Below are 23,973 nucleotides of genomic sequence, written 5' to 3' on the forward strand. Positions count from 1 at the left end.
CATATTCAGCCCACGGCCGTCCGGCATGCGGTTTTTTTCAAAGCGTCGCTTGTTTTTTCAGACAGGGGCCCCATTGAACAGTATTACCGCTATTCAAAAGGTTTAAGCGTCCGCCAGCGTCAGAGGCGGGTGCACTGCAGAGAGGCAACATCCATCATGGATCAGTTTGAAGCAAAAGAGGATGCTGTAACCATTGAGCTTCCGGTTTTGCCACTGCGCGACGTCGTTGTATATCCGCATATGGTCATTCCGCTGTTCGTTGGTCGCGAGAAGTCGATTCAGGCGCTGGAAGCGGCCATGGAGCACAACAAGGAAATCCTGCTGGTGGCGCAGAAGAATGCGTCCGACGACGAGCCCGCCGCCGAGGACCTGTTCCAGATCGGTACTGTGGCTTCGGTGCTGCAGATGCTGAAACTGCCCGATGGCACCATCAAGGTGCTGGTCGAGGGGGATTACCGGGCGCAGATCGAGCGGCTGGAGCAGTACGAGGATCGCTTCACGGCCGAGGTCCGGGTGCTGCAGGTTCAGGAGATGAGCCCGGAGGAAGCGGAGATCTACAAGCGCACCGCGCTGGATCAGTTCGAACGCTTTATTCAGGTCAACAAGAAGATCCCGTCCGAGGTGCTCACCTCGCTGCAGAACATCGACGATATCGGCCGCCTTGCCGATACCATCGCGGCGCATATGTCGTTGAAGTTGGAGGAAAAGCAGCGCATTCTCGAAATGCTCGACAACCACCAGCGCCTCGAGCACCTGATGGCGCTGATGGAGTCCGAAATCGATCTGGTCGAGGTCGAGAAGCGCATCCGCGGCCGTGTCAAAAAGCAGATGGAGAAGAGTCAGCGCGAGTACTATCTGAACGAGCAGATGAAGGCCATTCAGAAGGAACTCGGCGACCTCGACGAGTCCGGCACCAACGATATGGAAGAGCTCAAACGCCGTATCGATGCCGCCGGCATGCCCAAAGAGGCCTACGACAAGACCCTGGGCGAGTACAACAAGCTCAAGATGATGTCGCCGATGTCCGCCGAAGCCACGGTGGTGCGCGGCTATATCGACTGGATGCTGCAGATTCCCTGGGCCAAGCGCTCCAAGGTGCGTCACGACATGAAACGGGCCGAAAAGATCCTCAACGAGGACCATTACGGCCTGGCGGAGGTCAAGGACCGCATTCTCGAGTACCTGGCGGTACAGAAGCGGGTGCGCAAGCTCAAGGGTCCCATTCTCTGTCTGGTCGGGCCTCCGGGGGTCGGCAAGACCTCCCTTGGCCGTTCGATCGCCCGTGCGACCAATCGCGAATACGTGCGCATGGCGCTTGGTGGGGTGCGTGACGAGGCCGAGATCCGCGGCCACCGTCGCACCTATATCGGCTCGATGCCGGGCAAGCTGTTGCAGAAGATGTGCAAGGTCGGCGTCAAGAACCCGCTGTTCCTGCTCGACGAGGTCGACAAGATGGGCATGGACCAGCGTGGCGATCCGGCTTCGGCGCTGCTGGAAGTGCTGGACCCGGAGCAGAACAGCACCTTCAACGACCATTATCTCGAGGTGGACTACGACTTGTCCGATGTGATGTTCGTCTGCACCTCGAACTCGATGAATATCCCCGGGCCGTTGTTGGACCGCATGGAGATCATCCGTCTGCCGGGCTATACCGAGGACGAAAAACTCAATATCGCCCGCAAGTATCTGATCACCAAGCAGATGAAGCAAAACGGCCTGAAGTCGAGCGAGGTCGAGATCGCAGACGAGGCGATCGTTCATCTGATTCGCTACTACACCCGCGAGGCCGGTGTGCGTGGTCTGGAGCGCGAGATCGCCAAGATCTGCCGCAAGGTGGTCAAGGAGCTCTCCCTGGGCGAGCACAAGGGCAAAACGCTGGTGATTACCGGGGCCGAGCTCGAGCACTTCAGTGGCGTGCGCAAGTACAACTTCGGCGTTGCAGAGGAGCAGGACCAGATCGGTCACGTAACCGGGCTGGCCTGGACCCAGGTCGGCGGCGATATTCTCAGCATCGAAGCCGCGGTGGTGCCGGGCAAGGGGCGCCAGGTCACGACGGGCAGCCTCGGTGAAGTCATGAAAGAGTCCATTCAGGCGGCTTTGACCGTGGTGCGCAATCGCGCCGAAAGTCTCGGCATTGCACCGGACTTCCACGAAAAGCAGGATATTCATATCCATGTGCCGGAAGGGGCAACGCCGAAGGACGGCCCCAGTGCGGGTATCGGCATGTGTACCGCGCTGGTGTCGGTGCTGACGGGCATCCCTGTTCGGGCCGATGTGGCCATGACCGGCGAGATCACCCTGCGTGGACAGGTGTTACCGATCGGCGGTCTGAAGGAAAAGCTGTTGGCCGCGCACCGTGGCGGTATCCGCACCGTCATCATTCCGCAGGAAAATGAGCGGGATTTGAAGGAAATTCCTGATAATATCAAGGCGGATCTTGCAATTAAGCCGGTGAAATGGATCGATGAGGTTCTTGAGGTCGCGTTGAAATATCAGCCCAAACCGATCAAAAAAGAGCTAAAAGAGAGCGTTTCGGCCGATAAAAAAACAACCACTGAAGAGCCCGGTCAGATAAAGACGCATTAAGGGCCGGCAATGGCAGAAACCGCGTGGTGTCTGCTTGACAGCCGTTTCTGCCAGTTGGTATAAAGTGCCTGATCATCGTGCTGGGCATAGATTACGGTAGATAAGAACTAACGATTGGATTCAAGGGGAACATCGTGAATAAGTCTGAACTGATTGATGCTATTGCAGCTTCTGCTGACATTCCGAAGGCAGCCGCTGGCCGTGCACTGGATTCTGCGCTGGAAAGCATCACCGGTGCGCTGCAGAAAGGCGAATCGGTTGCGTTGGTTGGCTTTGGCACCTTCGGTGTCAAAGAGCGTGCTGCCCGTACGGGTCGCAACCCGCAGACCGGCAAGCCGATCGAAATCGCTGCAGCCACTCTGCCGACCTTCAAGCCCGGTAAGGCTCTGAAAGACGCGGTCAACAAGTAAGCGGATCGCCTGAGTAAAGAAAACACGGAGCGGTAGTTCAGTTGGTTAGAATACCTGCCTGTCACGCAGGGGGTCGCGGGTTCGAGTCCCGTCCGTTCCGCCAGCTTTTTAAAGTGAGAAGTTGAAGAGAAGATAGGTCGGAATACCTGCCTGTCATCTCTCCACAGGTCCGGGTCGCGGGTGCGAGTCCCGTCCGTTCCGCCAGCTTTAATGAAGTAAAAGCGAAGTAAAAGCAAGGAGAGAGAAAGGCTGGAATACCTGCCTGTCATCTCTCCACAGGTCCGGGTCGCGGGTTTGAGTCCCGTCCGTTCCGCCAGTTTTAATGGTAATATCAGGCACGGAAAATGAATGGTAAAAATGCCGACTGTTCATTTTTTGGCCAAAAGGGTGCGAAATTCACTGGTGAACTCCGCGTCCGGTTTGACGCGCGAAAACGGGGCTGGTTGTTGATCAGCCGTTTTTGCGGGAGTGGTTCGAACAGGTTAAGGTGTCTGTCGATCCGCGACTAGAGAAAAAGCGCATTCGGCTGAATGCGCTTTTTTTACTTTTGTCTATCTGATTTTTGGATTCAGCATGTTGCAGTCCATCCGGGATAACTCCCAAAGTATTGTCGCGAAAATAATCGTGGGCCTGATTATCGTCACCTTTGCGCTTTTCGGCGTAGAGTCGCTCGTGAGCCTGACCAGCGGAAGTAATGCGCCGGCCAGCGTCAACGGTCAGGAGATCGGCGAGCAGGAACTGTTTCGGGCGGTCGAGTTGCAGCGTCGGCAGATTCTGGCGCAGATGGGTGAGAATGCCGATCCGGCTGCGCTGGATGACAATCTGATCCGTACCATGGTGCTGGACGATCTGGTCGAGCAGTCGGTGCTGATGCAGTCGGCGCAGGAGCAGGGGATGGCGGTTTCGCCGCAGATGATCGACAGCGCGATAGTCGGCACGCCCGAGTTCCAGCTCGATGGAAAGTTCGACCGCAACCAGTTCGAGGCGGTGCTACGAACCGTTGGACTGACGCCGCTGACCTATCGCGACTATCTGCGCAAGGAAACGCTCATTCAGCAGGAGCGCGCCGGCTACAGCCTGTCGGCTTTTGTCACCGACAGTCAGCTCGAGCAGCTCATGCAGCTGGACCGTCAGACCCGGGATCTGAGCTATTTCGAGCTGCCGATCGCACCGATCAGGGACGCGATCGAGGTCGATCCATCGGAAGTGGCGCAGCGCTATGAGTCCCAGAAATCCCTGTACCAGACCGAGGAGCAGGTACGCATCCAGTACCTGTTGCTGGACAAGGCCGACCTGGCGGAGGGCATCGAAGTCACCGACGCCGAAATGCAGGGGCAGTATCAGCAGATGCTGGCCGGATTCGCGTCGTCCGAGCAGCGTCAGGCTTTCCATATTCTGGTCGAGATCAATGACGACCGTGATGCGGCCGCCGCAGAGGCTGAGGCGCAGGACCTGCGGCAGCAGATCGAAGCGGGTGCCGACTTCGCCGCGCTGGCCCAGGAGCACTCCGACGATCCTGGTTCCGCCGCTGCTGGCGGCGATCTGGGCCTGAACGGCCGGGGCGTATTTGTCGGGCCTTTCGAGGATGCGCTCTTCGCACTGAACGAAGGCGAGGTATCCCAGCCGGTTCGTACCGAGTTCGGTTATCACCTTATCAAACTGGGGCGTATCGAGCAGACAGAGCCGCCGTCGTTCGAGTCGGTGCAGGAAGAGCTGCGGCAGCAGCTCATCGATCAGAAGGCCGAGAGCCGTTATGTCGAACAGCTGGAGTTGCTGGCCGACCTGTCGTTCTCCTCGGGCACGCTGGCAGAGCCGGCCGATGAGCTGGGACTGGAGATTCAGACCAGCGAACCCTTCTCCCGGAATGGTGGCAGCGATGCCGTCACGGCCAATAGCCGTGTCGTAACCGCGGCTTTTTCCGATGAGCTGATCAACGACGCCGTCAACAGCACGCCTATCGAGCTGGATGCCGGCCGCAGCGTGGTGATCAGAGTGCAGGAACACCTGGTGCCGCGTCAGCTCGAACTCGACGAGGTCGCCGAGGAGATCCGTCTGGAGCTGGTCGACGAGAAGGCGGCCCAGAGGCTCGACGAGCGCGTCGGCGAGTTGCTGGCCCGGCTGCGGCAGGGCGGCACCATGAGCGATGTCGCCACCGAGGCGGGTCAGCCGCTCAACGAGCTGACCGAGGTGGCCCGTACCAGTCAGGAGCTGGCGCCGGAGGTCCGGGCGGAACTCTTCCGCATGCCTCATCCCGCCGCCGATGCCAGCAGCTATGGCGCCGTCGAGCTTGCATCGGGCGGCAAGGCAATCCTCGCGCTGCATGCTGTCCACTCGCCCGAAGCGCAAGCGCTGAGCGATGAGGAGAAGCGGGCCATGCGGGGTTTTCTGGCCAACCGGCAGGGACAGCAGGATTATCAGGATCTCGTCCGTGCGCTCAAGGGCACCGCGGAGATCGAGATCAACTGATGGAGAGGCAGCTGCAGGCTTGAAGCGGCAAGCTGCAAGCTAGAGCCGCAAACAAAAAAGGCGATCCCCGGGGATCGCCTTTTTGTGGTTCATCGCAGCCATTCGGTGCGGTGCGCTTCGCTTACCAGCACCCTACAACAATTTCCCGATAAAGCGCGATGAACCTTTTTGTGGTTTTCGAAGGCACCGACCGGAGGGTGGGTAAAGGCGCGACTCCGGCAGGTCCTTCCGTTTGCCACGGATTCCAACCGCGCCGCAACCCGCCATATCGATCGTATTGCAGATCGATTGGTGTCCGCTGGCGCGGTGATGGGTTGCGCTACGCTCCACCCATCCTACAATCTCACGCCTCACGCCTCACGCCTCACGCCTCACGCCTCACGCCTCACGCCTCACGCCTCACGCCTTATGCAAATGCCGCCTCGAGCAACTGCCGGGTATAGGCATTTTCCGGCTGGGCGAAGATCCGCCCGGCCTCGCCCTGTTCCACCGCCTGCCCCTGCTTCATCACCAGCAACTGATGGCTCAGTGCGCGTACCACCGCCAGGTCGTGGCTGATGAAGATGTAGCTCAGGTTGTGACGGCGCTGCAGCTCGCGCAGCAGCTCGACGATCTGCTTCTGGACGGTGCGGTCGAGGGCCGAGGTCGGTTCATCGAGAATAATCAGCCGCGGTTTCAGGATCAGGGCGCGGGCGATGGCGATGCGCTGGCGCTGGCCACCGGAAAATTCGTGGGGATAGCGGTGACGGCAGTCGGGGTCGAGGCCGACCTCCTGCAGCGCCTCGATGATCAGCCGTTCCTGTTCCTGCGCTGTGTCGCCGATGCCGTGAACCTGGAGTCCTTCGCTGACGATATCGCCGATCGACATGCGCGGGCTCAGGCTGCCGTAGGGGTCCTGAAACACCACCTGCATCTGGCGTCGCAGTGGCTTGATCTGCTTCTGCCTGAGGGTGTCGATGGGCTGGCCGTCGAAGCGGATGGGGCCCTCGCTCTGGATCAGTCTCAGGATTGCCATGCCGAGGGTGGTCTTGCCGCTGCCGGATTCGCCGACGATCCCGAGGGTCTGCCCCCGGGGCAGCCGTATCGAGATGCCGTCGACCGCCTTTATATGGCCTCTTACCCGTTGCAGCAGCCCCTTGCGGATAGGGAACCAGACCTTCAGGTTGTCGGCCTCGACGATGGCCGTGCTGTCGGAGCTTGCCTCGATCGGCGTCCCCGACGGCTCGGCATCGAGCAGCTTGCGGGTATAGTCGTGCTGTGGCGCGCCGAACAGCCGCTCGACCGGAGCCTGCTCGACGATCTCGCCGCGGTACATGACGCAGACCTGGTGCGCGTGGCGGCGGACGATATTGAGGTCGTGGGTGATCAGCAGGATCGCCATGCCCAGTTGCCGCTGCAGCCGTGCCAGCAGCTCGAGTATCTGTTCCTGGATGGTGACGTCCAGCGCAGTGGTGGGCTCGTCGGCAATCAGCAGTTCCGGCTCGTTGGCCAGCGCCATCGCAATCATCACGCGCTGGCGCTGACCGCCCGACAGTTCGTGCGGATAACTGGCCAGGCGCGATGCCGGATCCGGAATGCCGACCAGCGTCAGCAGCTCCAGGATGCGGCGCCGGGCATGGATCCCCTTCAGGCCCTTGTGCAGCAGCAGGGTTTCGCCGATCTGTTTCTCGATCGTATGCAGCGGGTTCAGCGAGGTCATCGGTTCCTGGAAGATGACGCCTATGCGATCGCCGCGGATGGTGCGCAGGCGCGCCTCATCGGCGCTCAGCAGCTCCTCATCGCGGTAGTAGATCCTGCCGCTGGGGTGACTGGCACGGGGGTAGGGCAGCAGGCGCAGCAGCGACATGGCCGTCACGGACTTGCCGGAGCCGGACTCGCCCACCAGTGCCAGGGTCTTGCCCTCCGGAATCTCGAGGCTGATATTGCGCACCGCATCGACGCTCCGTCCCTCCTGTTCGAAGCGTACCGAAAGGTTGCTGATTCTGACGAGGGCGTCGCTCATGTGCGCTGCTCCTGAGACCGGTGCACCGGCGGTCGGGTCGGCTTCATGGCTGGATTTTCCTCGGATCGAAGGCGTCGCGGACCGCTTCGCCGATAAAGATCAGCAGTGTCAGCATCAGCGCCAGCGAGAAGAAGGCCGTGATGCCAAGCCAGGGGCATGGAGGTTGGCCTTGCCCTGGGCGACCAGTTCCCCCAGCGAGGGCGAGCCGGGCGGCAGGCCGAAGCCGAGAAAGTCCAGCGCCGTCAGGGTGACCAGGGAGCCGTTGAAGATGAATGGCATGAAGGTCAGGGTGGCGACCATCGCGTTGGGCAGAATATGGCGGAACATGATCAGCCGGCTGCTGAGGCCCAGGGCGCGGGCGGCGCGCACGTACTCCAGATTGCGTCCGCGCAGGAACTCGGCCCGCACCACATCGACCAGCTGCATCCAGGAAAACAGCAGCATGATGCCGAACAGCCACCAGAAGTTGGGTTGCACCAGGCTGGACAGGATAATCAGCAGGAAGAGCACTGGAAGACCCGACCAGATCTCGATAAAACGCTGGAACAGCAGGTCGATCTTGCCGCCGTAATAGCCCTGGACCGCGCCGGCGGCCACGCCGATGACGGAGCTGGCCAGTGTCAGCACGATGGCGAAGAGTACCGAGATGCGAAAGCCGTAGATCACCCGCGCCATCACATCGCGGCCCTGGTCGTCGGTTCCCAGCCAGTTTTCAGCGCTGGGTGGGGAGGGGGCCGGCATCGCCAGATCGTAGTTGATGGTGTCGTAGCTGTAGCGGATCGGCGGCCAGAGTATCCAGCCCTGCCCCTGGTCGACGATCAGATCCTCTATATAGGGGTCCTTGAAGTCGACCAGGGTTTCGAATTCGCCGCCGAAGCGGGTCTCGCTGTAGTCCTCCAGTACCGGCCAGTAGAGATCGCCCCGGTACTCGACCAGCAGCGGGCGGTCATTGGCGATCAGTTCGGCGCCCAGGCTCAGCAGGAACAGTGCCAGGAACAGCCAGAGCGACCAGTAGCCGCGCTTGTTGGCGCGGAAGTTTTCGAGGCGGCGGCGGTTGACGGGATTCAGTTGCATCACCCCTCCCGACTCTCGAAGTCAATCCGGGGATCGACGATGACGTAGGTGATATCACTGATCAGTTTCAGCAGCAGGCCTATCAGCGTGAAGATGTAGAGGGTGCCGAAAATCACCGGATAGTCGCGGTTGATCACCGCCTCGTAACCTAGCAGGCCGAGGCCGTCCAGGGAGAAGATCACCTCGATCAGCATCGAGCCGGTGAAGAAGATGCCGATCAGCGCCGCCGGCATGCCGGCGATGATCAGCAGCATGGCATTGCGGAATACATGGCCGTAGAGTACCTGATTTTCGTTCAGCCCCTTGGCCCGGGCGGTCAGTACATATTGCTTGTTGATCTCGTCGAGGAAGGAGTTCTTGGTCAGCATTGTCAGGGTGGCAAAGCTGCCGATCACCGACGCCAGTACCGGCAGGCTGATATGCCAGAAATAGTCGGCGACCTTGCCGAGCAGCGACAGTTCGTCGAAGTTCGGTGACGTCAGGCCCCGCAGCGGAAACCAGTTGAGATAGGTGCCGCCGGCAAAGAGCACGATCAGCAGGATGGCGAACAGGAAGTTCGGAATCGCATAGCCGATGATGATGGCGCTGCTGCTCCAGACATCGAAGGGGGTGCCGTCACGCACCGCCTTTTTGATGCCCAGGGCACCGAGATCAGGTAGGTGAGCAGGGTGGTCCAGAGTCCGATCGAAATCGACACCGGCATTTTCTCCAGGATCAGCTCGGTTACCGGTTTGTCGCTGTAGAAGCTGCGGCCGAAATCGAACACCAGGTAGTTCTTCAGCATCTGCCAGAAGCGCTCGTGGGCCGGCTTGTCGAAACCGTAGAGTTTCTCTATCTGGGCCACCAGTGTGGGGTCCAGCCCCTGGGCGCCGCGGTAGCGGCTGTCGCCGTTGCCGCCGCTCTGTACGACGTCGCTCTGGATGCCGCTGCCGATGCGGCTGGTGGCACCGATACCGATGCCTTCCAGCTGGGCAATGGTCTGCTCGACAGGGCCGCCGGGGGCGGCCTGGATAATGATGAAATTGATCGCCAGAATGCCCAGCAGTGTCGGAATGATCAGCAACAGCCGGCGCAGGATGTAGGCGCCCATCAGCGCGTGCTCTCCCCGCTGTCGGCCGTGTTTCTGGCCGCATCCAGTGCCCACCAGGTATCGAGTCCGAGATCGTAGACGGGTCTTGTCCCGGGCATGCCGAACTTGTTCCAGTAGGCGATACGCCAGGTGGCGATATGGTACTGCGGGATGACGTAGTGGTTCCACTGCAGCACCCGGTCCAGGGCGCGGGCCGCCACCACCAGGCTGTGCCTGTCCGGTGCGGCGATCAGCTTATCGACCAGGCGGTCGACCGCCGGATTCCGGATGCCGATCAGGTTGCGGGTGCCGGGCTGGTTGGCCAGTTCCGAATGCCAGAAGTCGCGCTGTTCATTGCCCGGTGAACTGGACTGCGGGAAAGAGCCGACCACCATGTCGAAGTCGAAGCTGCGCAGGCGGTTGATGTACTGGGATACGTCGACGATGCGGATGTCGACACCCACGCCCATGCGTTCGAGGTTGCGGATAAAGGGTGCCACCACCCGTTCGAACTCCTTCTGTACCAGCAGGATCTCGAAACGGAAGGGTTCACCGGTTTCGCCGTTCACCAGGCGGTTGTTGCTGAACGTCCAGCCGGCCTGCTGCAGCAGGCGCATGCCCTTGCGCAGCTGGGTGCGGACGTTGCCGCTGCCATCGGTGGTCGGGGCGCGATAAACCTGGGTGAACACCTCGGGCGGGACCTGGTCCCGCAACGGCTCCAGCAGCTTCAGCTCGTCTTCGTCGGGAAGCCGGTCGGCCGCCATTTCAGAGTTCGAGAAAAAGCTGTGAGTGCGGGTGTAGGCGTCGTAGAAGATGTTGCGGTTGGTCCACTCGAAGTCGAATGCATAGGCAAGGGCCTCGCGTACCTGCGGGTCGGCGAACTTGTCGCGACGCGTATTGAATATGAAGGCCTGCATGCCAGTGGGGTTGCCGTTGGGCAGTTCCTGCTTCTGGATGCGACCGTCGTCGAAGGCCGGGCCCGTATAACCGGTGGCCCACTCCTTGGAGGAGGTCTCGAGCCTGAAATCGTACTCGCCGGCCTTGAAGGCCTCGAGCGCTACCGTGGCGTCGCGGTAGTAGTCGTAGCGGATAGTATCGAAGTTGTGGCGGCCACGCTTGATGGCAAGGTGCTGGCCCCAGTAGTCGGGCCGTCGCTCGAAGGTGACCGAGCGGCCGGCCTCGAATCCGGCGATGCGGTAGGGTCCGGAGCCGACCGGAATATCGAGTGACGGGCTCTGGAAGTCGCGTCCGGCCCAGTAGTGTTTGGGCAGAATGCCGACCTGGCCGACGATCAAGGGCAGTTCCCGGTTGTTCTCGGCACTGAAGCTGAACTTGACGGTGCGCTCGTCGAGCGCCTCGATCTTTTCGATGTCGGCATAGTAGGCGGCGTAGAAGGGGCTGCCCTGCGTGCGCAGAATGTCGAAGGTGAAGATGACATCCTCGGCTGTCACCGGTTCGCCGTCACTGAAGCGTGCTTCTTCGCGTAGCTTGAAGGTGACCCACTGGCGATGATCGGGCAGGGTGACCGTTTCGGCCAGCAGCCCATACTCCGAAAAGGGCTCGTCGTCCGATTTTTCCATCAGGCTGTCGTAGAGCAGGCCGATGCCGTCGGCCGGGCTGCCCTTGATGATATGGGGGTTGAAGCTGTCGAAAGTGCCCAGGGCCCATTGTTTCAGGGTACCACCCTTGGGGGCGTCCGGATTGGCGTAATCGAAATGGCCGAAACCGGCGGGGTATTTCAGGTCGCCGTGCATGGCGATGCCGTGGCGGGTTTCCGGGGCCTGGCTCGTTTCGGCCAGTGCCGGGCCCGTCGCGACCAGCCAGGCGTTCAGCAGGGCGGCCGTCAGCAGTCGGAAGGGCTTGCGTAGTCTGGTCATAGTGCTCCGTCACCTCCGCGAGATTATGACTGTTATATCAGTCACTTGTCGCTTATGGAACCGTCTATGACAGTGTCAGCGGGAAATCATTCCCGGCAGGCTTCAGTCAGAGGGGGCTGAGCCTTCGGCCAGTTGCTGCAGCCGCGCCTGTGCCTTGCGGCGGGAGAGGCCTTCGGCGCGCAGCTGCCGGTAGTGCTGCTCGAGCCAGGTCCGGCGCTCGCTGTCACCGGCCGAGAGGCCCTGTATCAGGTCTCGGTCCATCCAGGCGCCAATGCGCCTGTAGACGAAGACCTTGAAAGCGATCGCCGTGGCGGTGGCCACGGCGATGATGAGGATGGCGGTCAGGTCCATGGTTGCGGATCAGGAGTCGCTGCCGTCGATGCCGCCGACGAAGAGTGTCAGCTGCTGACCAACCTTGAGCGGATCGCGTGGCGTCATCTTGTTCCAGCGCGCCAGATCCTTGACGCCGACACCGTGCTTGCGCGCGATCTTCCAGAAGCTGTCGCCGCTGCGCACGCGATAGGACAGGGTCCCGCCAATAGACCGGGTGTCGGTTTCCAGGCTGGCAAAATCGACCGGCTGCTTACCGGTGCGGGGGATCAGCAGCGTGCGGCCCGCGACGATGCGGTTGCCCTTGAGTTTGTTGGCACGGCGGATCGCATCGGCGGTGGTGTCGAAGCGTGCGGCGATGACCGAGAGCGAGTCGCCGCGGCGGATCTTGTACTGGTTCCAGCGCACCCGCTCGGAGGCCGGCAGCCGGGCGAGCCTGGCGCGGAAGTCGTCGGCGCTGGCCACCGGGATCAGCAGCCGGTGCGGACCCTCCGGGTCGGTTGCCCAGCGCCTGAAGCCGGGGTTGAGGAGTTTTAACTCTTCGACGCTGGTGCCGGCCAGTTTCGCCGCCTGATCGAGCTCGATCTGACCGTCGGTCTCGATGATGGCGAAGTAGGGATCGGTCGCCAGCGGTTTCAGGCTGATGCCGTACTGCTGCGGTTCCTCGACCAGTTTCGCCAGTGCCAGCAGTTTCGGTACGTAGGCCTTGGTTTCCCGTGGCAGGTCCAGGGACCAGTAATCGGTCGCGCGGCCCTTGGCCTTGTTGCGCTTGATCGCCCGCGATACGGTGCCGCCGCCGGCATTGTAGGCGGCCAGGGTGAGCAGCCAGTCGCCGTCGAAGCGCTCGTTGAGCTGCTGCAGGTAGGTCAGTGCCGCATCGGTCGAGGCGACGATGTCGCGCCGGCCGTCATACCACCAGGAGTTGCGCAGCCCGAAATGGCGTGCGGTTCCGGGGATGAACTGCCAGGGCCCCGCGGCATGGGCGCGGGAATAGGCGAAGGGATCGTAGGCGCTTTCGACGATGGGCAGCAGTGCCAGTTCCGCCGGCATATCGCGCTCGATCAGCTGGCCGAGTATGTAGTGATAATAGCGCTCGGCGCGATCCGTTACGCGATCCAGATAGTCCTGGTGTTTGCTGTAGTAGTTGACCTGCTTCCCGATGCGTTCGTTGTCCAGCGTCAGGTCGAGCTTGAAATGCTCGCGGCTCAGTTCCCAGAGGTCTTCCGGCGCTTCGGCGGTCCGGGACACGGGGGTTTTGACCCTGTTGCTTTCGCGCCAGTCAAACCGGTCGCTGTGCTGGCTGGCGGCGGTGCCGACGACTTCACCGCCGGCGCCGGGTTTCGGTGTCAGGGTATTACAGCCGGACAACAGAATGCCCGCCACTGCGATAGATATCCAGTTGCGCTTTCGGTTCATGAGGTCAACAATCTGATTCGCTTAAAAATTTCCGCATTCTATGGGTCAAAGGCACAATTGGTCAACCTTTGATCAGTAGCGGTTCTTCCATTCGCGGATCTCGGCGAGGGTCGCGACGGGCCCTGAAAGCGGCTTTCCGGCCCGCCGGCTGGCGCTTTCACGCACCGCTGCAGTGGCCGTGCGCATGAATGGATTGATGCGTTTTTCTGTGCCGATAAGGCTGGGCAGGGTGGGCTTGCCGGCCGCCCTCAGCGCCTTGCAACTGTCGATCGCCGCCTGAATATCGCGGTTGTCCGGCTCTACCGCGGCGGCGAAAGCCAGATTCGATAACGAATATTCGTGGGTGCAATAGACTTCCGTGTCGTCCGGCAGGGTGCGGAAGTAATCCATCGCCTGCTGCATCTGGGCGGCGCTGCCTTCGAACAGGCGGCCGCAGCCGGCGAGGAAAAGCGTATCGCCGCAGAACAGCTGGGGGCGGGGGCGGCCTTGAAATAACTGATATGGTCGAGGGTATGGCCCGGTACTGCCCGGACCTGCAGTGTCTGGCCGAACAGTGCGACCGTATCGCCATCGCTCAGAGGCCGGTCGATGCCGCCGAACGGCGAGCTTGCAGGGCCGAAGACCGGCACCTCCCACGCTTGCCTGAGTTCGGCGACACCGCCGGTGTGGTCGGCATGGTGGTGGGTGATCAGGATTGCCGCCAGCTTCAGGCCATGCTGCTTCAGGTAGCGCTGCACCGGGGCGGCATCGCCCGGGTCGACCACGGCGATCTGTTGCCCGGAAGCATCGGCCAGCGCCCAGATGTAGTTGTCGTTGAAAGCCGGAATGGGGGTTGTCTGAAACATGCGGGTCCTCGTTGAATACGCGATACAGGTTACCTCAATGGTACATTTTTTACCGAAAGCTGAGCTAATGTCTGCTGTTTTTACTGTTAACCGTTTGCTGTTCGCTTGGGACTTATTGAGTCTTTCGCGTTAACATGGGCGTCCCCAAGCCGATTGCCGTTCCAGCGATGAAATTTCGTCCACAGCCGCCGCTGCACAAATTGATTCCGGCCCTGAGGACCTGGTTTCAGACCGAACTGGGTCAGGAGCTGCTCGAGGCCGAGCGGGCGCAGATCGAGCGGCTGTTGCCTACCCTGTTCGGTTATCACCTGCTGCAGCTGGGCATCGACAGTCAGATCTGTCTCTTCGACAGCAGCCCGGTATCGCACAAGTTCATCGTTGCGCCGGCGCTGGAGCTTGGGCTGGGTCAGAACAGCATTATCGCCGCCAACGAAGAGCTGCCGATCGAGCAAAACAGTCTCGATGTGGTGCTGTTGCACCATGCGCTCGACTTCGCCCAGAGCCCGCATCAGGTGTTGCGTGAAGCTGCGCGGGTCCTGCGCCCGGGCGGCCATCTGTTGATTCTGGGCTTCAATCCGCTGAGCCTTTGGGGACTGTACCACCGCCTGTGCCGGCGTCGTTCCGATGTGCCCTGGTGCGGCCACTTTATCAGTCACTGGCGCCTGGGCGACTGGTTGAGCCTGGTGGAGCTGACCGAGGTTAAACTCGTCAGCGATTATTTTCTGCCGCCCTTCGCCGGGCGGAAATGGCGCCAGCGGTTCCGTGGCCTGGAGCGTTTCGGCAAACCCGGGCGCAGCAACCATGGCGCTTTCGTGTTGATGGTGGCGCGCAAGGACGTTGTCGGCATGACGCCGATTCAGCCGGAGTGGCGCCGCCGAAAGCTGATCAGTCTGCCCCTTCCGGAGGCAACTGCGCGAGGAAAGCATTGTCGTGAAAAACGTTGAGATATTCACCGATGGCGCCTGCAAGGGCAACCCGGGTCCCGGTGGCTGGGGGCCGTGCTGCGCTACGGAGACCAGGAGAAACAGCTCTGCGGTGGCGAGCGCAACACCACCAACAACCGCATGGAGCTGATGGCTGCGATCGAGGCGCTGGCGGCGCTGACGCGCCCCTGCAAGGTACGTCTGACCACCGATTCCCAGTACGTGCGCAAGGGCATTACCGAGTGGCTGCGCAACTGGAAGCGCAATGGCTGGAAAACCGCCTCGAAGCAGCCGGTCAAGAATGCCGACCTCTGGCAGCGGCTCGACGAAGAGGTGGCCCGGCACGAGGTGCAATGGCACTGGGTCAAGGGACACAGCGGCCACCCGGAAAACGAGCTCGCCGATGCGCTGGCGAACAAGGGTGTCGAACAACTTCAGGGTAAGTGAGCAGATGCGACAGATCGTACTGGATACCGAAACCACGGGTCTGGAACCGGCCGAAGGGCACAACATAATCGAGATCGGCTGTGTCGAGATGATCGGCCGCAAGCTGACCGGACGCACCTACCATCGCTATATCAAGCCGGATCGCCAGATCGATCAGGAGGCGATCGAGGTTCACGGCATCACCAACGAGTTTCTCGAGGACAAGCCCCGGTTCGTCGAAGTGATGCACGAGTTCATCGAGTTCATCCGCGGCGCCGAACTGATCATCCATAACGCGGCCTTCGATGTCGGCTTCATCGATACCGAGTTCGAGCGCAACGGCAGCCCCGAGCGCGTCAAGTCTCTCTGTCGCGTGACCGACTCGCTGATGGTGGCGCGGCGCAAGCATCCGGGCCAGAAGAACAATCTCGATGCCCTCTGCAAGCGTTACGGCATCGACAACTCCCATCGTGAACTCCACGGCGCACTGCTCGACTCCGAAATTCTGGCGGACGTCTATCTGGCGCTGACGGGCGGCCAGCTCAAGCTCGATACGGGCGAGGACAGCGAACAGGACGACGGCGGCGAAACCCGCATTCGGCGCATCGAAGCGGGACAGTACAATCTCAGGGTGGTCGAGCCCAGTCCCGAGGAGCAGGACGCCCATCAGGCCTTTCTGGCGCTGCTGGCCAAGAAAAGCGGCGGCCCCTCGCTGTGGCAGCAGCTGGAAGAAGAGGGTTGAGGTGACGCGTAACGTGTCACGTGTCACGCGTAACGTTCCTTACAGCGACGTCCAGACCATCACGAAGCCCACGGTGCTCATCACCAGCGTATAGGGCAGGGCCATCACTACCATGGTGCCGTAGGACAGGCGGATCAGGGGGCCAGGGCCGCCGGGTTGAAAGCAGCAGGAACGGGTTCCTGCTGCTTGCGAGGCAACTCTATAGCGACGTCCAGACCATTACGAAGCCCACGGTGCTCATCACCAGCGTATAGGGCAGGGCCATCACTACCATGGTGCCGTAGGACAGGCGGATCAGTGGGGCCAGGGCCGAGGTCAGGAGAAACAGGAAGGCCGCCTGGCCGTTGGGGGTCGCGACACTCGGGATGTTGGTGCCGGTATTGATGGCCACCGCCAGTTTGTCGAAGTGTTCGCGGGTGATTTCGCCGTTGTGCAGCGCTTCCAGCACCTCATTGATGTAGACGGTCGCGACAAAGACGTTATCGCTGATCGCCGACAGCAGACCGTTGGCAAGGAAGAACACGGCCGGCTGTATCTCCGTTTCCAGTGCCAGCACGGCATGGATGATCGGCTGGAACAGGTGCTGCTCGTGGATCACCGAAACGATCGAGAAGAACACTACCAGCAGCGCGGTGAAGGGAAGGGCCTCTTCGAATGCCTTGCCGATCTGATGTTCCTCGACGATGCCGTTGAACGCGGTCAGCAGTATGATCACGCACAGGCCGATCAGGCCGACCTCGGCCAGGTGGAAGGCCAGGGCGAAAACCAGGAAGATCGCCACCAGGATCTGCACGCCGAGCATGGCGATATCCCGCGATGTGCGCTTGCGATCCTCCTCGGCGGCAAAATCCTCGAGGATCAGGCGTACCTTGCGCGGCAGTCGCGCGCCGTAGCCGAAGGTGCGGGTCTTTTCGAGCAGCAGGCAGGTGGCGAGGCCCGCTGCCAGTACCGGCATGGTGATCGGTGCCATCAACAGAAAGAACTGTACGAAATCCCATTCCGCCTTCTGGGCGATCAGCAGGTTCTGGGGCTCGCCCACCAGAGTGCAGACGCCACCGAGCGCCGTGCCGACGGCGCCGTGCATAAGCAGGCTGCGTAGAAAGGCGCGGAACTGCTCCAGCTGGGTGCGGTAGTTCTCTTCAACGGTTTCGTCGTCGGAGTGGTCGTGTTCGGACTGGAACGGCTTGCCGGAGGCGACCCTGTGATAGACGGCATAGAAGCCGACGCCGACGCTGATCAGCACTGCGGTAACGGTCAGCGCGTCGAGAAACGCCGACAGGGCGGCGGCCGAGAGCGAAAACAGCAGCGACAGCAGCGATTTCGAGCGCACCCGCAGCAGAATCTTGGTGAACACCCACAGCAGCATTCCCTTCATGAAATAGATGCCGGCCACCATGAACATCAGCAGCAGAATCACCTCCAGGTTGCCTTCCACTTCGTGGGCAACCGCCTCGGGACTGGCGAGGCCGATAACGATGGCTTCCAGCGCCAGCAGGCCGCCCGGCTGCAGCGGGTAGCACTTGAGCGCGAGCGCGAGGGTGAAGATGAACTCGAAGATCAGCAGCCAGCCGGTGACGACGGGGCCTGCGACCTGCAGCAGAATGGGGTTGAGGATCAGAAAGCCCAGGATCGCCTGTTTGTACCAGACGGGAGAGTTGCCCAGAAAATTGCGCGCAAGCGCCTGGGGAAGGGACTGGCGCACCAGCGCCTGGGAAAGGGTCTGCGACATCGATGTTCTTCCTATGGCAGCAGTATCTGTTATGTTTGTTTGCCCCGATGTGGAGAAGGACGCTTTCTGCGAGCGCCTCGGACGGCGCCTAGCCTAGCAGCGACGGCGGCGAATAAGAATAGAGATAGGTCAATGACAGCCTGGGAAACTCGGTATTTTTTAGAAATTTTCCCTGCTAAAGGCGAAAGATCAGCTGGGTTTGATAGGTGATATAGGTAATTTTTAGGGTTCTAGGGAGCGGTTTTGTGAGGGGTGACGATCAGGAAACGGTACTGCTGGCGGTCGATGGCTGCCTGCTGGAGGCGCCGGAGTGCGGCTTTCGCTTTTCTCCGGACTTTGTGGCCAGGCTCGGGATGGCCGAAATTGAGGCGCGCTATGCCCTGGGTGGCATCGCCGAAGGTACGCTGCTGGTGTTGCGTCGGGGCGCGGAGCCGGCCGCCGGGCTGAACTCGGCCCAGCTGCGGGGCCTGCTCGCGTCGGCGGCCAGTGAACTGGACTACGCCCGGCTCTCGCGCGCGGCGCAACTGGCGGTCTGGCATGAACAGCACCGCTTCTGTGGCCGCTGCGGCGGGCCGTTGCAGCAGCACGGCCAGGATCTGGCCAAGCACTGCGAGCCCTGTGGGCTGAGCCAGTATCCCCGCATCTCGCCCTGTATCATCGTGCTGGTGTACCGGGGCGACCGCTGTCTTCTGGCCCATGCACCCCATTATCCGGCCGGGCGTTACAGCACCCTGGCCGGCTTTATCGAGGCTGGAGAAAGCGCCGAGGCTGCGGTCGCCCGCGAAATACGCGAAGAGGTCGGGATCGAGGTGCAGAATATCCGTTATTACAAGAGCCAGTCCTGGCCGTTTCCCCATGCGCTGATGCTCGGTTTCTTCGCCGAATACAGGGCGGGAGACCTGGTGCCGGATGGCGTCGAGATCCTCGATGCGCGCTGGTTCGGTCGTGACGAGATGCCGGACCTGCCACCGTCGTTCGCGATCTCGAGTCACCTGATCGAGGCCTGGCGCCGCGGCGAGGCGGGGTGACGACAAGTGACGCGTGACAGGTTACGCGTGACGCGTACACTGCGGTGATGTTGATGCCGAGGGTGGATGAGGCGCGCCGGTAATCAAAGAAGACACCTATGACTCAACCTTTACACGGGCATCAGGCGTCGGCTTTTGCGCGTAACCCGTCACGCGTAACGCGTCACCGTCTAAACAACTTGCCGAGCTTCGTTGCGAGCATCACGTTGCCCTCGGCGCGCAGTTGTCCCTTGAGGAAGGCACTCATGCCGTCCTGCTCGCCGGTGACGACGCGAATAAAGGTCGTGGAGTCCAGGAGCAGGGTGATATCGGGGTCGGGGTGGCGTTCGCGCAACACCACGCAGCGCTGCTCGCGAATATCGATATAAAAGACGTCCTCGTCATCGAGGATGAACTGGAAAATGCTGCTCAGGCCGCGTGCCTGATCGGCGCAAAATCTCGACGGGAGTTTCTCGAGCACCCGGTCGACGCTCAGCTGTTCGCTCATAAGGCTCCATGTCTAAAGCAACTGGTATGGATATCAAGGTTTTATGGTAACCTAGCCGGCTACCTGGATATAACACTTTCTGGAGACCCAAGTGCTCTCGTTCCTCTCGGACTACGGCCTTTTCCTGGCCAAAACCCTTACGCTGGTGCTCGCCGTGCTGCTGTTGGTGGGGGGATTGCCCTGATTGCCTCGCGCAGCCGCAAAGGTGGCAGCGAGGGTGAAATCAGTGTCACCAGCCTGAACGAGCGGCTCGAGGACATGCAGCACAGCCTGGAGTCGTCACTGCTGGACAAGGACAGCTACAAGCAGCTGGTCAAGGACGAACAGAAGCGCGAGAAGGCGGAGGCCAAGGCCCGCAGGAAGGCGCTGAAAAAGGGCGAGGCGGCCGACAAGGCGCAGCGCCGTGTGTTCGTGCTCGACTTCGACGGTGATATCGCTGCCAGCGAGGTCGATCCGCTGCGCGAGGAGATCAGTGCCATCCTGACCGTGGCGACACCGGATGACGAGGTGGTGCTGCGGCTCGAAAGTGCCGGTGGCCTGGTGCATGCCTATGGCCTGGCGGCGTCCCAGCTCGAGCGCATCCGCAGCCACAGTATTCCGCTGACCGTCTGCGTCGACAAGGTGGCGGCCAGCGGCGGCTACATGATGGCCTGCCTGGCGGACCGGTTGCTGGCGGCGCCCTTCGCGGTGCTCGGCTCCATTGGCGTGGTCGCCCAGCTGCCGAATTTTCACAAGCTATTGAAAAAGCACGATATCGAATTCGAGGTGCTGACGGCGGGCGAGTTCAAGCGCACCCTGACGATGTTCGGCGAAAACACCGACAAGGGGCGGGAGAAGTTCATCGAGGAGCTCGAGGACACCCACGAACTGTTCAAGGGCTTCGTCTCCAGTTATCGTCCGCAGGTGGACATCGATAAAGTGGCGACCGGGGAAATCTGGTTCGGCAAGCGTGCGCTGGACGAAAAGCTGATAGACGAGGTTAGCACCAGCGACGACTATCTGATGCAGGCATCCAGGGACGCCGATGTGTTCTGTGTCCGCTATGAGGTGAAGAAAAGCCTGCAGGAGCGGCTCAGCGATTTCACGGTCAGTGCCGGCGATCGTCTGATGGTGCGCTGGTGGAACCGGCTTTACCGGAGCCGGCTGCTGTCGCGCTGAGAGCCGGGTGTGCCTGTTGGATGGCGCCGGATAACGCATAAAAGGGAGAGGGACGGATGCCGCATTCCGATACTGCGGGCAGGATTTTACGGGCGGCTGCGAGCCTGTTCGCCGAGCAGGGATTCGCCGAGACGACGATGCGACAGATCACGGCTCGCGCCGGTGTCAATCTGGCCGCCGTCAATTATCATTTCGGCTCCAAGGACAAGCTGATTCTGGCGGTGTCCGAAATCTATATCCATCCGCTGCTGAGCAACCTGGAGGCGCTGCTGGAGGAGCGGGCGGCACTGGCCGAGCAGACCATCGCGCTCGAGGAACTGGTGGAAATGCTGATGCGCGCGTTGCTCAGCGTCGACAACCAGACGCCCGATGCACTGGCGGTGTTCATGCGCCTGCTGGATCTGGCCTACATGCGACCCCAGGCGCAGCTGCGTGAATTCCTGGCCGAGCGTTATGGCCGGCGCCTGCAGCCATTCCTGATGCAGGTCAGGGCCGACTCGGCGCCCATGGAGGACGATGAGTTTTTCTGGCGTCTGCATTTCCTGCTCGGCTCGGTGACCTTCACCCTGTCCAACTTCCAGACCCTGGTCAGCATCGGTGACGGCGGCGAAGACCGCGAGATGAAGCTCGAGCGTACGCTGCACCGGATGGTGCCGGTGCTGGCAGCCGGCCTCCAGGCGCGGGCCGAAACGACGCGTTTCTGCTGGTTATGATCGAGCTGAAGCTGTCGCTGTCGCAGCAGCGGCTCGCGGTGCTCGAAGGCGGCCGGCTGCTGTGCAGTTATCCGGTCTCGACCGCGCTTAACGGTCCCGGTGAGCAAGAGGGCAGTGGTTGCACGCCCCGTGGGCGTCATTACATTCGCGCCTGCATCGGCGACGACCTGCCGGTCAATGCCGTTTTTGTCGGGCGCCGCTTCACCGGCGAGATCTATGATTCCGGACTGGCGGCGGCGCACCCCGGGCGGGACTGGATTCTCACGCGCATTCTCTGGTTGTGCGGGCGCGAGCCCGGACGCAACCGTCTCGGTACGGTCGATACGATGCGTCGTTTCGTCTACATTCACGGCACGCCCGACAGCGAGCCGATGGGGGTGCCGCTTTCCCACGGCTGCATCCGCATGCGCAACGACGATCTGCTGGATCTTTTCGGGCGCGTGGTGGCCGGTACCGAGATCCTGATCGAGGACTGACCGGTGCGCTCGGTACAGCTTCAAACGACAAGCAACAGCAAGGGACAATCGATGACGGCTCCGGTACTGATGCTGGACCTGGAAGGCACGACTCTCGGCGCCGAAGAGGCGCAACTGCTGGCCGAGCCGGCAGTGGGGGCTGATCCTGTTCAGTCGCAATTACGACAGCCCGGACCAGCTGCGCGATCTGGTCGCGCGGGTGCGGGCTCTGGCCCCCGATATTCTGATCGCGGTGGACCATGAAGGCGGACGGGTGCAGCGCTTTCGCGACGGCTTCACGGCACTTCCGCCGATGGGGGCGCTGGCCCGGCGGTACCTCGAGGCACCCGCCCAGGCGGTGGCCGAGGCCCGCGAACTGGGCTGGCTGATGGCGGCCGAGCTGGTCGATTTCGATATCGATATCAGCTTCGCGCCGGTGCTGGACCTCGACTACGGTCGCAGTCGCGTGATCGGCGACCGTGCTTTCGGTTCCGATCCACTGGCGGTCGCGGCGCTCGCCGGGTCTTTCGTGCAGGGCATGGGTGAGGCCGGCATGGCGGCAACCGGCAAGCACTTCCCCGGGCATGGCTGGGCCGAAGCCGATTCCCATCTCGAGATTCCGACCGACGGGCGCAGCCTGGCGCAGATCTCGGCGGCGGACATGCAGCCGTTCGCCCGACTGATCCGGGCCGGTCTTGCCGGCATCATGCCGGCCCATGTGATCTACCCCGAGGTGGACGCGCGTCCGGCCGGATTTTCCCGGCGCTGGCTGCAGCAGATACTGCGGGGCGAACTCGGGTTTCAGGGCGTCATTTTCAGCGATGACCTGAGCATGGAGGGGCGGGGTTCGCCGGCGGCTATGCCGACCGGGCTGCGCGGGCACTCGAGGCCGGCTGCGACATGCTGCTGGTGTGCAACCATCGCGCCGGTGCGCTGGAGGTGCTCGACTATCTGGCGGCCTGCCCGGCGCCGGAATGCCGTGACGCGCGCCGGCTGCGCCACCGCGCCGGTGTGACGCCGGACCAGCAGCGTCGCGCCCGGGCCGTGGCGCTGGCGGCACAGCTGAAGGAGGTGTGAACGGATGTGGCAGGAGTTTATCGATCAGCTGTTGCGCTACTGGCCCTTCGGCCCCGAGTCGCGCTGGGTGATACCGGTCTTTCTGATCGTATTCTTCACCATGCTGGCCAATTTTCTGTCGAATCGTGTCTTCGGGTTCCTGCACGAGCGGCTGTCGCGTACCCGCACTATCTGGGATGATCTGCTGCTCAATGCCGCCCGGCGTCCGATCGCGGCGCTGATCTGGGTCTTCGGCGGCGCCTGGGCGGTCGAGGTGATCGACCGCCGTACCGGTACCTCGCTGCTGGAGGTGGTCGATCCGCTGCGGCGCATGGCGGTGATCCTGCTGCTGACCTGGTTTCTGGTGCGGCTGATCAAGGGGGCCGAGCAGGTGCTGGTGTCGCCCGACCGGGTCAAGAATCCGATGGATCTGACCACCGCGTCGGCGATCGGCAAGCTGTTGCGACTCTCGGTCATCATCACCGCGGTGCTGGTGATGCTGCAGAACTTCGGTTACAGTATCTCCGGGGTGCTGGCCTTTGGCGGTATCGGCGGCATCGCGGTCGGTTTCGCCGCCAAGGACCTGCTGGCGAACTTCTTCGGCGGGCTGATGATCTATCTCGACCGTCCGTTCAAGGTCGGCGACTGGATCCGTTCGCCGGATCAGAATATCGAGGGCACGGTCGAGGATATCGGCTGGCGCCAGACCCGCATCCGCACCTTCGACCAGCGCCCGCTGTACGTGCCCAATGCGACCTTTGCCAGTATTTCGGTCGAGAACCCGTCGCGCATGACCCATCGCCGCATCTACGAAACCATCGGGGTGCGTTACGACGATGCTCACCGGGTCAAGCAGGTCATCGAGGATGTTCAGCAGATGCTGCGCGAGCACGAAGAGATCGATCAGAGCCAGACCCTGATCGTCAACCTGAACCGCTTCGGGCCCTCGTCGCTGGACTTCTTCATCTACACCTTCACCAAAACGGTGAACTGGGTGCATTACCACGAGGTGAAGCAGGACGTGCTGCTGCGCATCATGGCGATCATCGAGCAGCACGGTGCCGAAGTGGCCTTTCCGACCCAGACGCTGCACCTGGCCTCGATGCCCGAGGGCGCCCAGCCGGCACCCGTCGCCCGGCCGGAGCCGGCGGTCGAGCACAGCCGATAAGATATTCGCCCGC

The 23,973-nt window shown here is 61.8% G+C and carries 21 protein-coding genes, 1 tRNA gene and 2 pseudogenes; 13 read left to right on the forward strand and 11 right to left on the reverse strand.

Features of this window, described 5'->3' with window-relative positions:
• Window positions 1-156: 156 nt before the first annotated feature.
• The 4 genes from lon (at window position 157) to ACFQDL_RS21830 (ending at window position 5,462) form a co-directional block, all read left to right on the forward strand.
• The gene (lon, locus tag ACFQDL_RS21815) at window positions 157-2,586 is read left to right on the forward strand and encodes an endopeptidase La (RefSeq protein ID WP_379910847.1); all 2,430 of its coding nucleotides are present in this window, start codon (window positions 157-159) and stop codon (window positions 2,584-2,586) included.
• A 134-nt stretch (window positions 2,587-2,720) separates the two neighbouring features.
• Entirely contained in the window at window positions 2,721-2,996 is a 276-nt protein-coding gene (locus ACFQDL_RS21820) for an HU family DNA-binding protein (protein WP_379910848.1), read from the forward strand.
• A gap of 26 nt (window positions 2,997-3,022) precedes the next feature.
• Window positions 3,023-3,099: transfer RNA gene (locus ACFQDL_RS21825), tRNA-Asp, on the forward strand.
• Between the two features lie 470 nt (window positions 3,100-3,569).
• Entirely contained in the window at window positions 3,570-5,462 is a 1,893-nt protein-coding gene (locus ACFQDL_RS21830) for a SurA N-terminal domain-containing protein (protein WP_379910849.1), read from the forward strand.
• A gap of 406 nt (window positions 5,463-5,868) precedes the next feature.
• On the opposite strand, the gene ACFQDL_RS21835 is transcribed toward ACFQDL_RS21830, so the two are convergent.
• The 8 genes and pseudogenes from ACFQDL_RS21835 to ACFQDL_RS21870 form a co-directional block, all read right to left on the reverse strand.
• Window positions 5,869-7,464 (reverse strand): ABC transporter ATP-binding protein, encoded by a 1,596-nt coding sequence (locus tag ACFQDL_RS21835; RefSeq protein ID WP_379910850.1) that lies wholly within the window; start codon window positions 7,462-7,464, stop codon window positions 5,869-5,871.
• A 43-nt stretch (window positions 7,465-7,507) separates the two neighbouring features.
• Window positions 7,508-8,538, reverse strand: a pseudogene (locus ACFQDL_RS21840) (ABC transporter permease).
• Window positions 8,538-9,628 (reverse strand): annotated as a pseudogene (locus ACFQDL_RS21845) (microcin C ABC transporter permease YejB). Before ACFQDL_RS21845 ends, ACFQDL_RS21840 begins: the two co-directional pseudogenes overlap by 1 nt.
• On the reverse strand, window positions 9,628-11,484 hold the full coding sequence (locus ACFQDL_RS21850; RefSeq protein ID WP_379910851.1) for an extracellular solute-binding protein: 1,857 nt from the start codon (window positions 11,482-11,484) through the stop codon (window positions 9,628-9,630). The pseudogene ACFQDL_RS21845 and the gene ACFQDL_RS21850 overlap by 1 nt, the downstream one beginning before the upstream one ends.
• 102 nt (window positions 11,485-11,586) lie before the next feature.
• Window positions 11,587-11,835: a hypothetical protein gene (locus ACFQDL_RS21855; protein WP_379910852.1), complete on the reverse strand. Its 249-nt coding sequence runs from the start codon at window positions 11,833-11,835 to the stop codon at window positions 11,587-11,589.
• Window positions 11,836-11,844: 9 nt separating this feature from the next.
• Window positions 11,845-13,197 (reverse strand): LysM peptidoglycan-binding domain-containing protein, encoded by a 1,353-nt coding sequence (locus tag ACFQDL_RS21860; protein WP_379910853.1) that lies wholly within the window; start codon window positions 13,195-13,197, stop codon window positions 11,845-11,847.
• A 105-nt stretch (window positions 13,198-13,302) separates the two neighbouring features.
• Window positions 13,303-13,632, reverse strand: coding sequence for a hydroxyacylglutathione hydrolase C-terminal domain-containing protein (locus ACFQDL_RS21865; protein ID WP_379910854.1), 330 nt, complete (start codon window positions 13,630-13,632; stop codon window positions 13,303-13,305).
• Complete coding sequence (locus ACFQDL_RS21870; protein ID WP_379910855.1) at window positions 13,530-14,075, reverse strand: MBL fold metallo-hydrolase; 546 nt, start codon at window positions 14,073-14,075, stop codon at window positions 13,530-13,532. Before ACFQDL_RS21870 ends, ACFQDL_RS21865 begins: the two co-directional genes overlap by 103 nt.
• A 167-nt stretch (window positions 14,076-14,242) precedes the next feature.
• On the opposite strand from ACFQDL_RS21870, the gene ACFQDL_RS21875 reads away from it, so the two are divergent.
• The 3 genes from ACFQDL_RS21875 to dnaQ are packed head-to-tail and all read left to right on the forward strand — an operon-like array spanning window position 14,243 to window position 16,166.
• Complete coding sequence (locus ACFQDL_RS21875) at window positions 14,243-15,019, forward strand: class I SAM-dependent methyltransferase (protein WP_379910856.1); 777 nt, start codon at window positions 14,243-14,245, stop codon at window positions 15,017-15,019.
• Window positions 15,020-15,064: 45 nt separating this feature from the next.
• Window positions 15,065-15,445, forward strand: a complete 381-nt coding sequence (gene rnhA, locus ACFQDL_RS21880; protein ID WP_379913247.1) for a ribonuclease HI — start codon at window positions 15,065-15,067, stop codon at window positions 15,443-15,445.
• A 4-nt stretch (window positions 15,446-15,449) separates the two neighbouring features.
• The gene (dnaQ, locus tag ACFQDL_RS21885; RefSeq protein ID WP_379910857.1) at window positions 15,450-16,166 is read left to right on the forward strand and encodes a DNA polymerase III subunit epsilon; all 717 of its coding nucleotides are present in this window, start codon (window positions 15,450-15,452) and stop codon (window positions 16,164-16,166) included.
• A 39-nt stretch (window positions 16,167-16,205) separates the two neighbouring features.
• Here dnaQ and ACFQDL_RS21890 read toward each other — a convergent pair whose 3' ends face one another.
• Complete coding sequence (locus tag ACFQDL_RS21890) at window positions 16,206-16,304, reverse strand: hypothetical protein (protein WP_379913249.1); 99 nt, start codon at window positions 16,302-16,304, stop codon at window positions 16,206-16,208.
• Between the two features lie 61 nt (window positions 16,305-16,365).
• Window positions 16,366-17,868, reverse strand: a complete 1,503-nt coding sequence (gene nhaB, locus ACFQDL_RS21895) for a sodium/proton antiporter NhaB (protein WP_379913251.1) — start codon at window positions 17,866-17,868, stop codon at window positions 16,366-16,368.
• A 272-nt stretch (window positions 17,869-18,140) separates the two neighbouring features.
• On the opposite strand from nhaB, the gene nudC reads away from it, so the two are divergent.
• Entirely contained in the window at window positions 18,141-18,923 is a 783-nt protein-coding gene (gene nudC / locus ACFQDL_RS21900; protein WP_379910858.1) for an NAD(+) diphosphatase, read from the forward strand.
• Window positions 18,924-19,086: 163 nt separating this feature from the next.
• On the opposite strand, the gene ACFQDL_RS21905 is transcribed toward nudC, so the two are convergent.
• Window positions 19,087-19,410 carry an SCP2 sterol-binding domain-containing protein gene (locus ACFQDL_RS21905; protein WP_379910859.1) on the reverse strand — a complete coding sequence of 108 codons (324 nt, stop codon included), beginning with the start codon at window positions 19,408-19,410 and terminating at the stop codon, window positions 19,087-19,089.
• 237 nt (window positions 19,411-19,647) lie between these two features.
• On the opposite strand from ACFQDL_RS21905, the gene sohB reads away from it, so the two are divergent.
• From sohB to ACFQDL_RS21930, 5 genes are all read left to right on the forward strand, one after another.
• Entirely contained in the window at window positions 19,648-20,568 is a 921-nt protein-coding gene (gene sohB / locus ACFQDL_RS21910) for a protease SohB (RefSeq protein ID WP_379913253.1), read from the forward strand.
• A gap of 56 nt (window positions 20,569-20,624) precedes the next feature.
• Complete coding sequence (locus tag ACFQDL_RS21915) at window positions 20,625-21,281, forward strand: TetR/AcrR family transcriptional regulator (protein ID WP_379910860.1); 657 nt, start codon at window positions 20,625-20,627, stop codon at window positions 21,279-21,281.
• A complete protein-coding gene (locus tag ACFQDL_RS21920) occupies window positions 21,278-21,757 on the forward strand; it encodes a L,D-transpeptidase family protein (protein WP_379910861.1) in 480 nt (159 codons plus the stop codon). The genes ACFQDL_RS21915 and ACFQDL_RS21920 overlap by 4 nt, the downstream gene beginning before the upstream one ends.
• A gap of 187 nt (window positions 21,758-21,944) precedes the next feature.
• Window positions 21,945-22,751: a beta-N-acetylhexosaminidase gene (nagZ, locus tag ACFQDL_RS21925; RefSeq protein ID WP_379913255.1), complete on the forward strand. Its 807-nt coding sequence runs from the start codon at window positions 21,945-21,947 to the stop codon at window positions 22,749-22,751.
• A gap of 66 nt (window positions 22,752-22,817) precedes the next feature.
• Window positions 22,818-23,960 carry a mechanosensitive ion channel family protein gene (locus tag ACFQDL_RS21930; RefSeq protein ID WP_379910862.1) on the forward strand — a complete coding sequence of 381 codons (1,143 nt, stop codon included), beginning with the start codon at window positions 22,818-22,820 and terminating at the stop codon, window positions 23,958-23,960.
• Window positions 23,961-23,973 lie beyond the last annotated feature (13 nt).

It is taken from the genome of Marinobacterium aestuariivivens, from assembly GCF_042661465.1.
GTDB classification, from domain to species: Bacteria; Pseudomonadota; Gammaproteobacteria; order Pseudomonadales; family Balneatricaceae; genus Marinobacterium_A; species Marinobacterium_A aestuariivivens.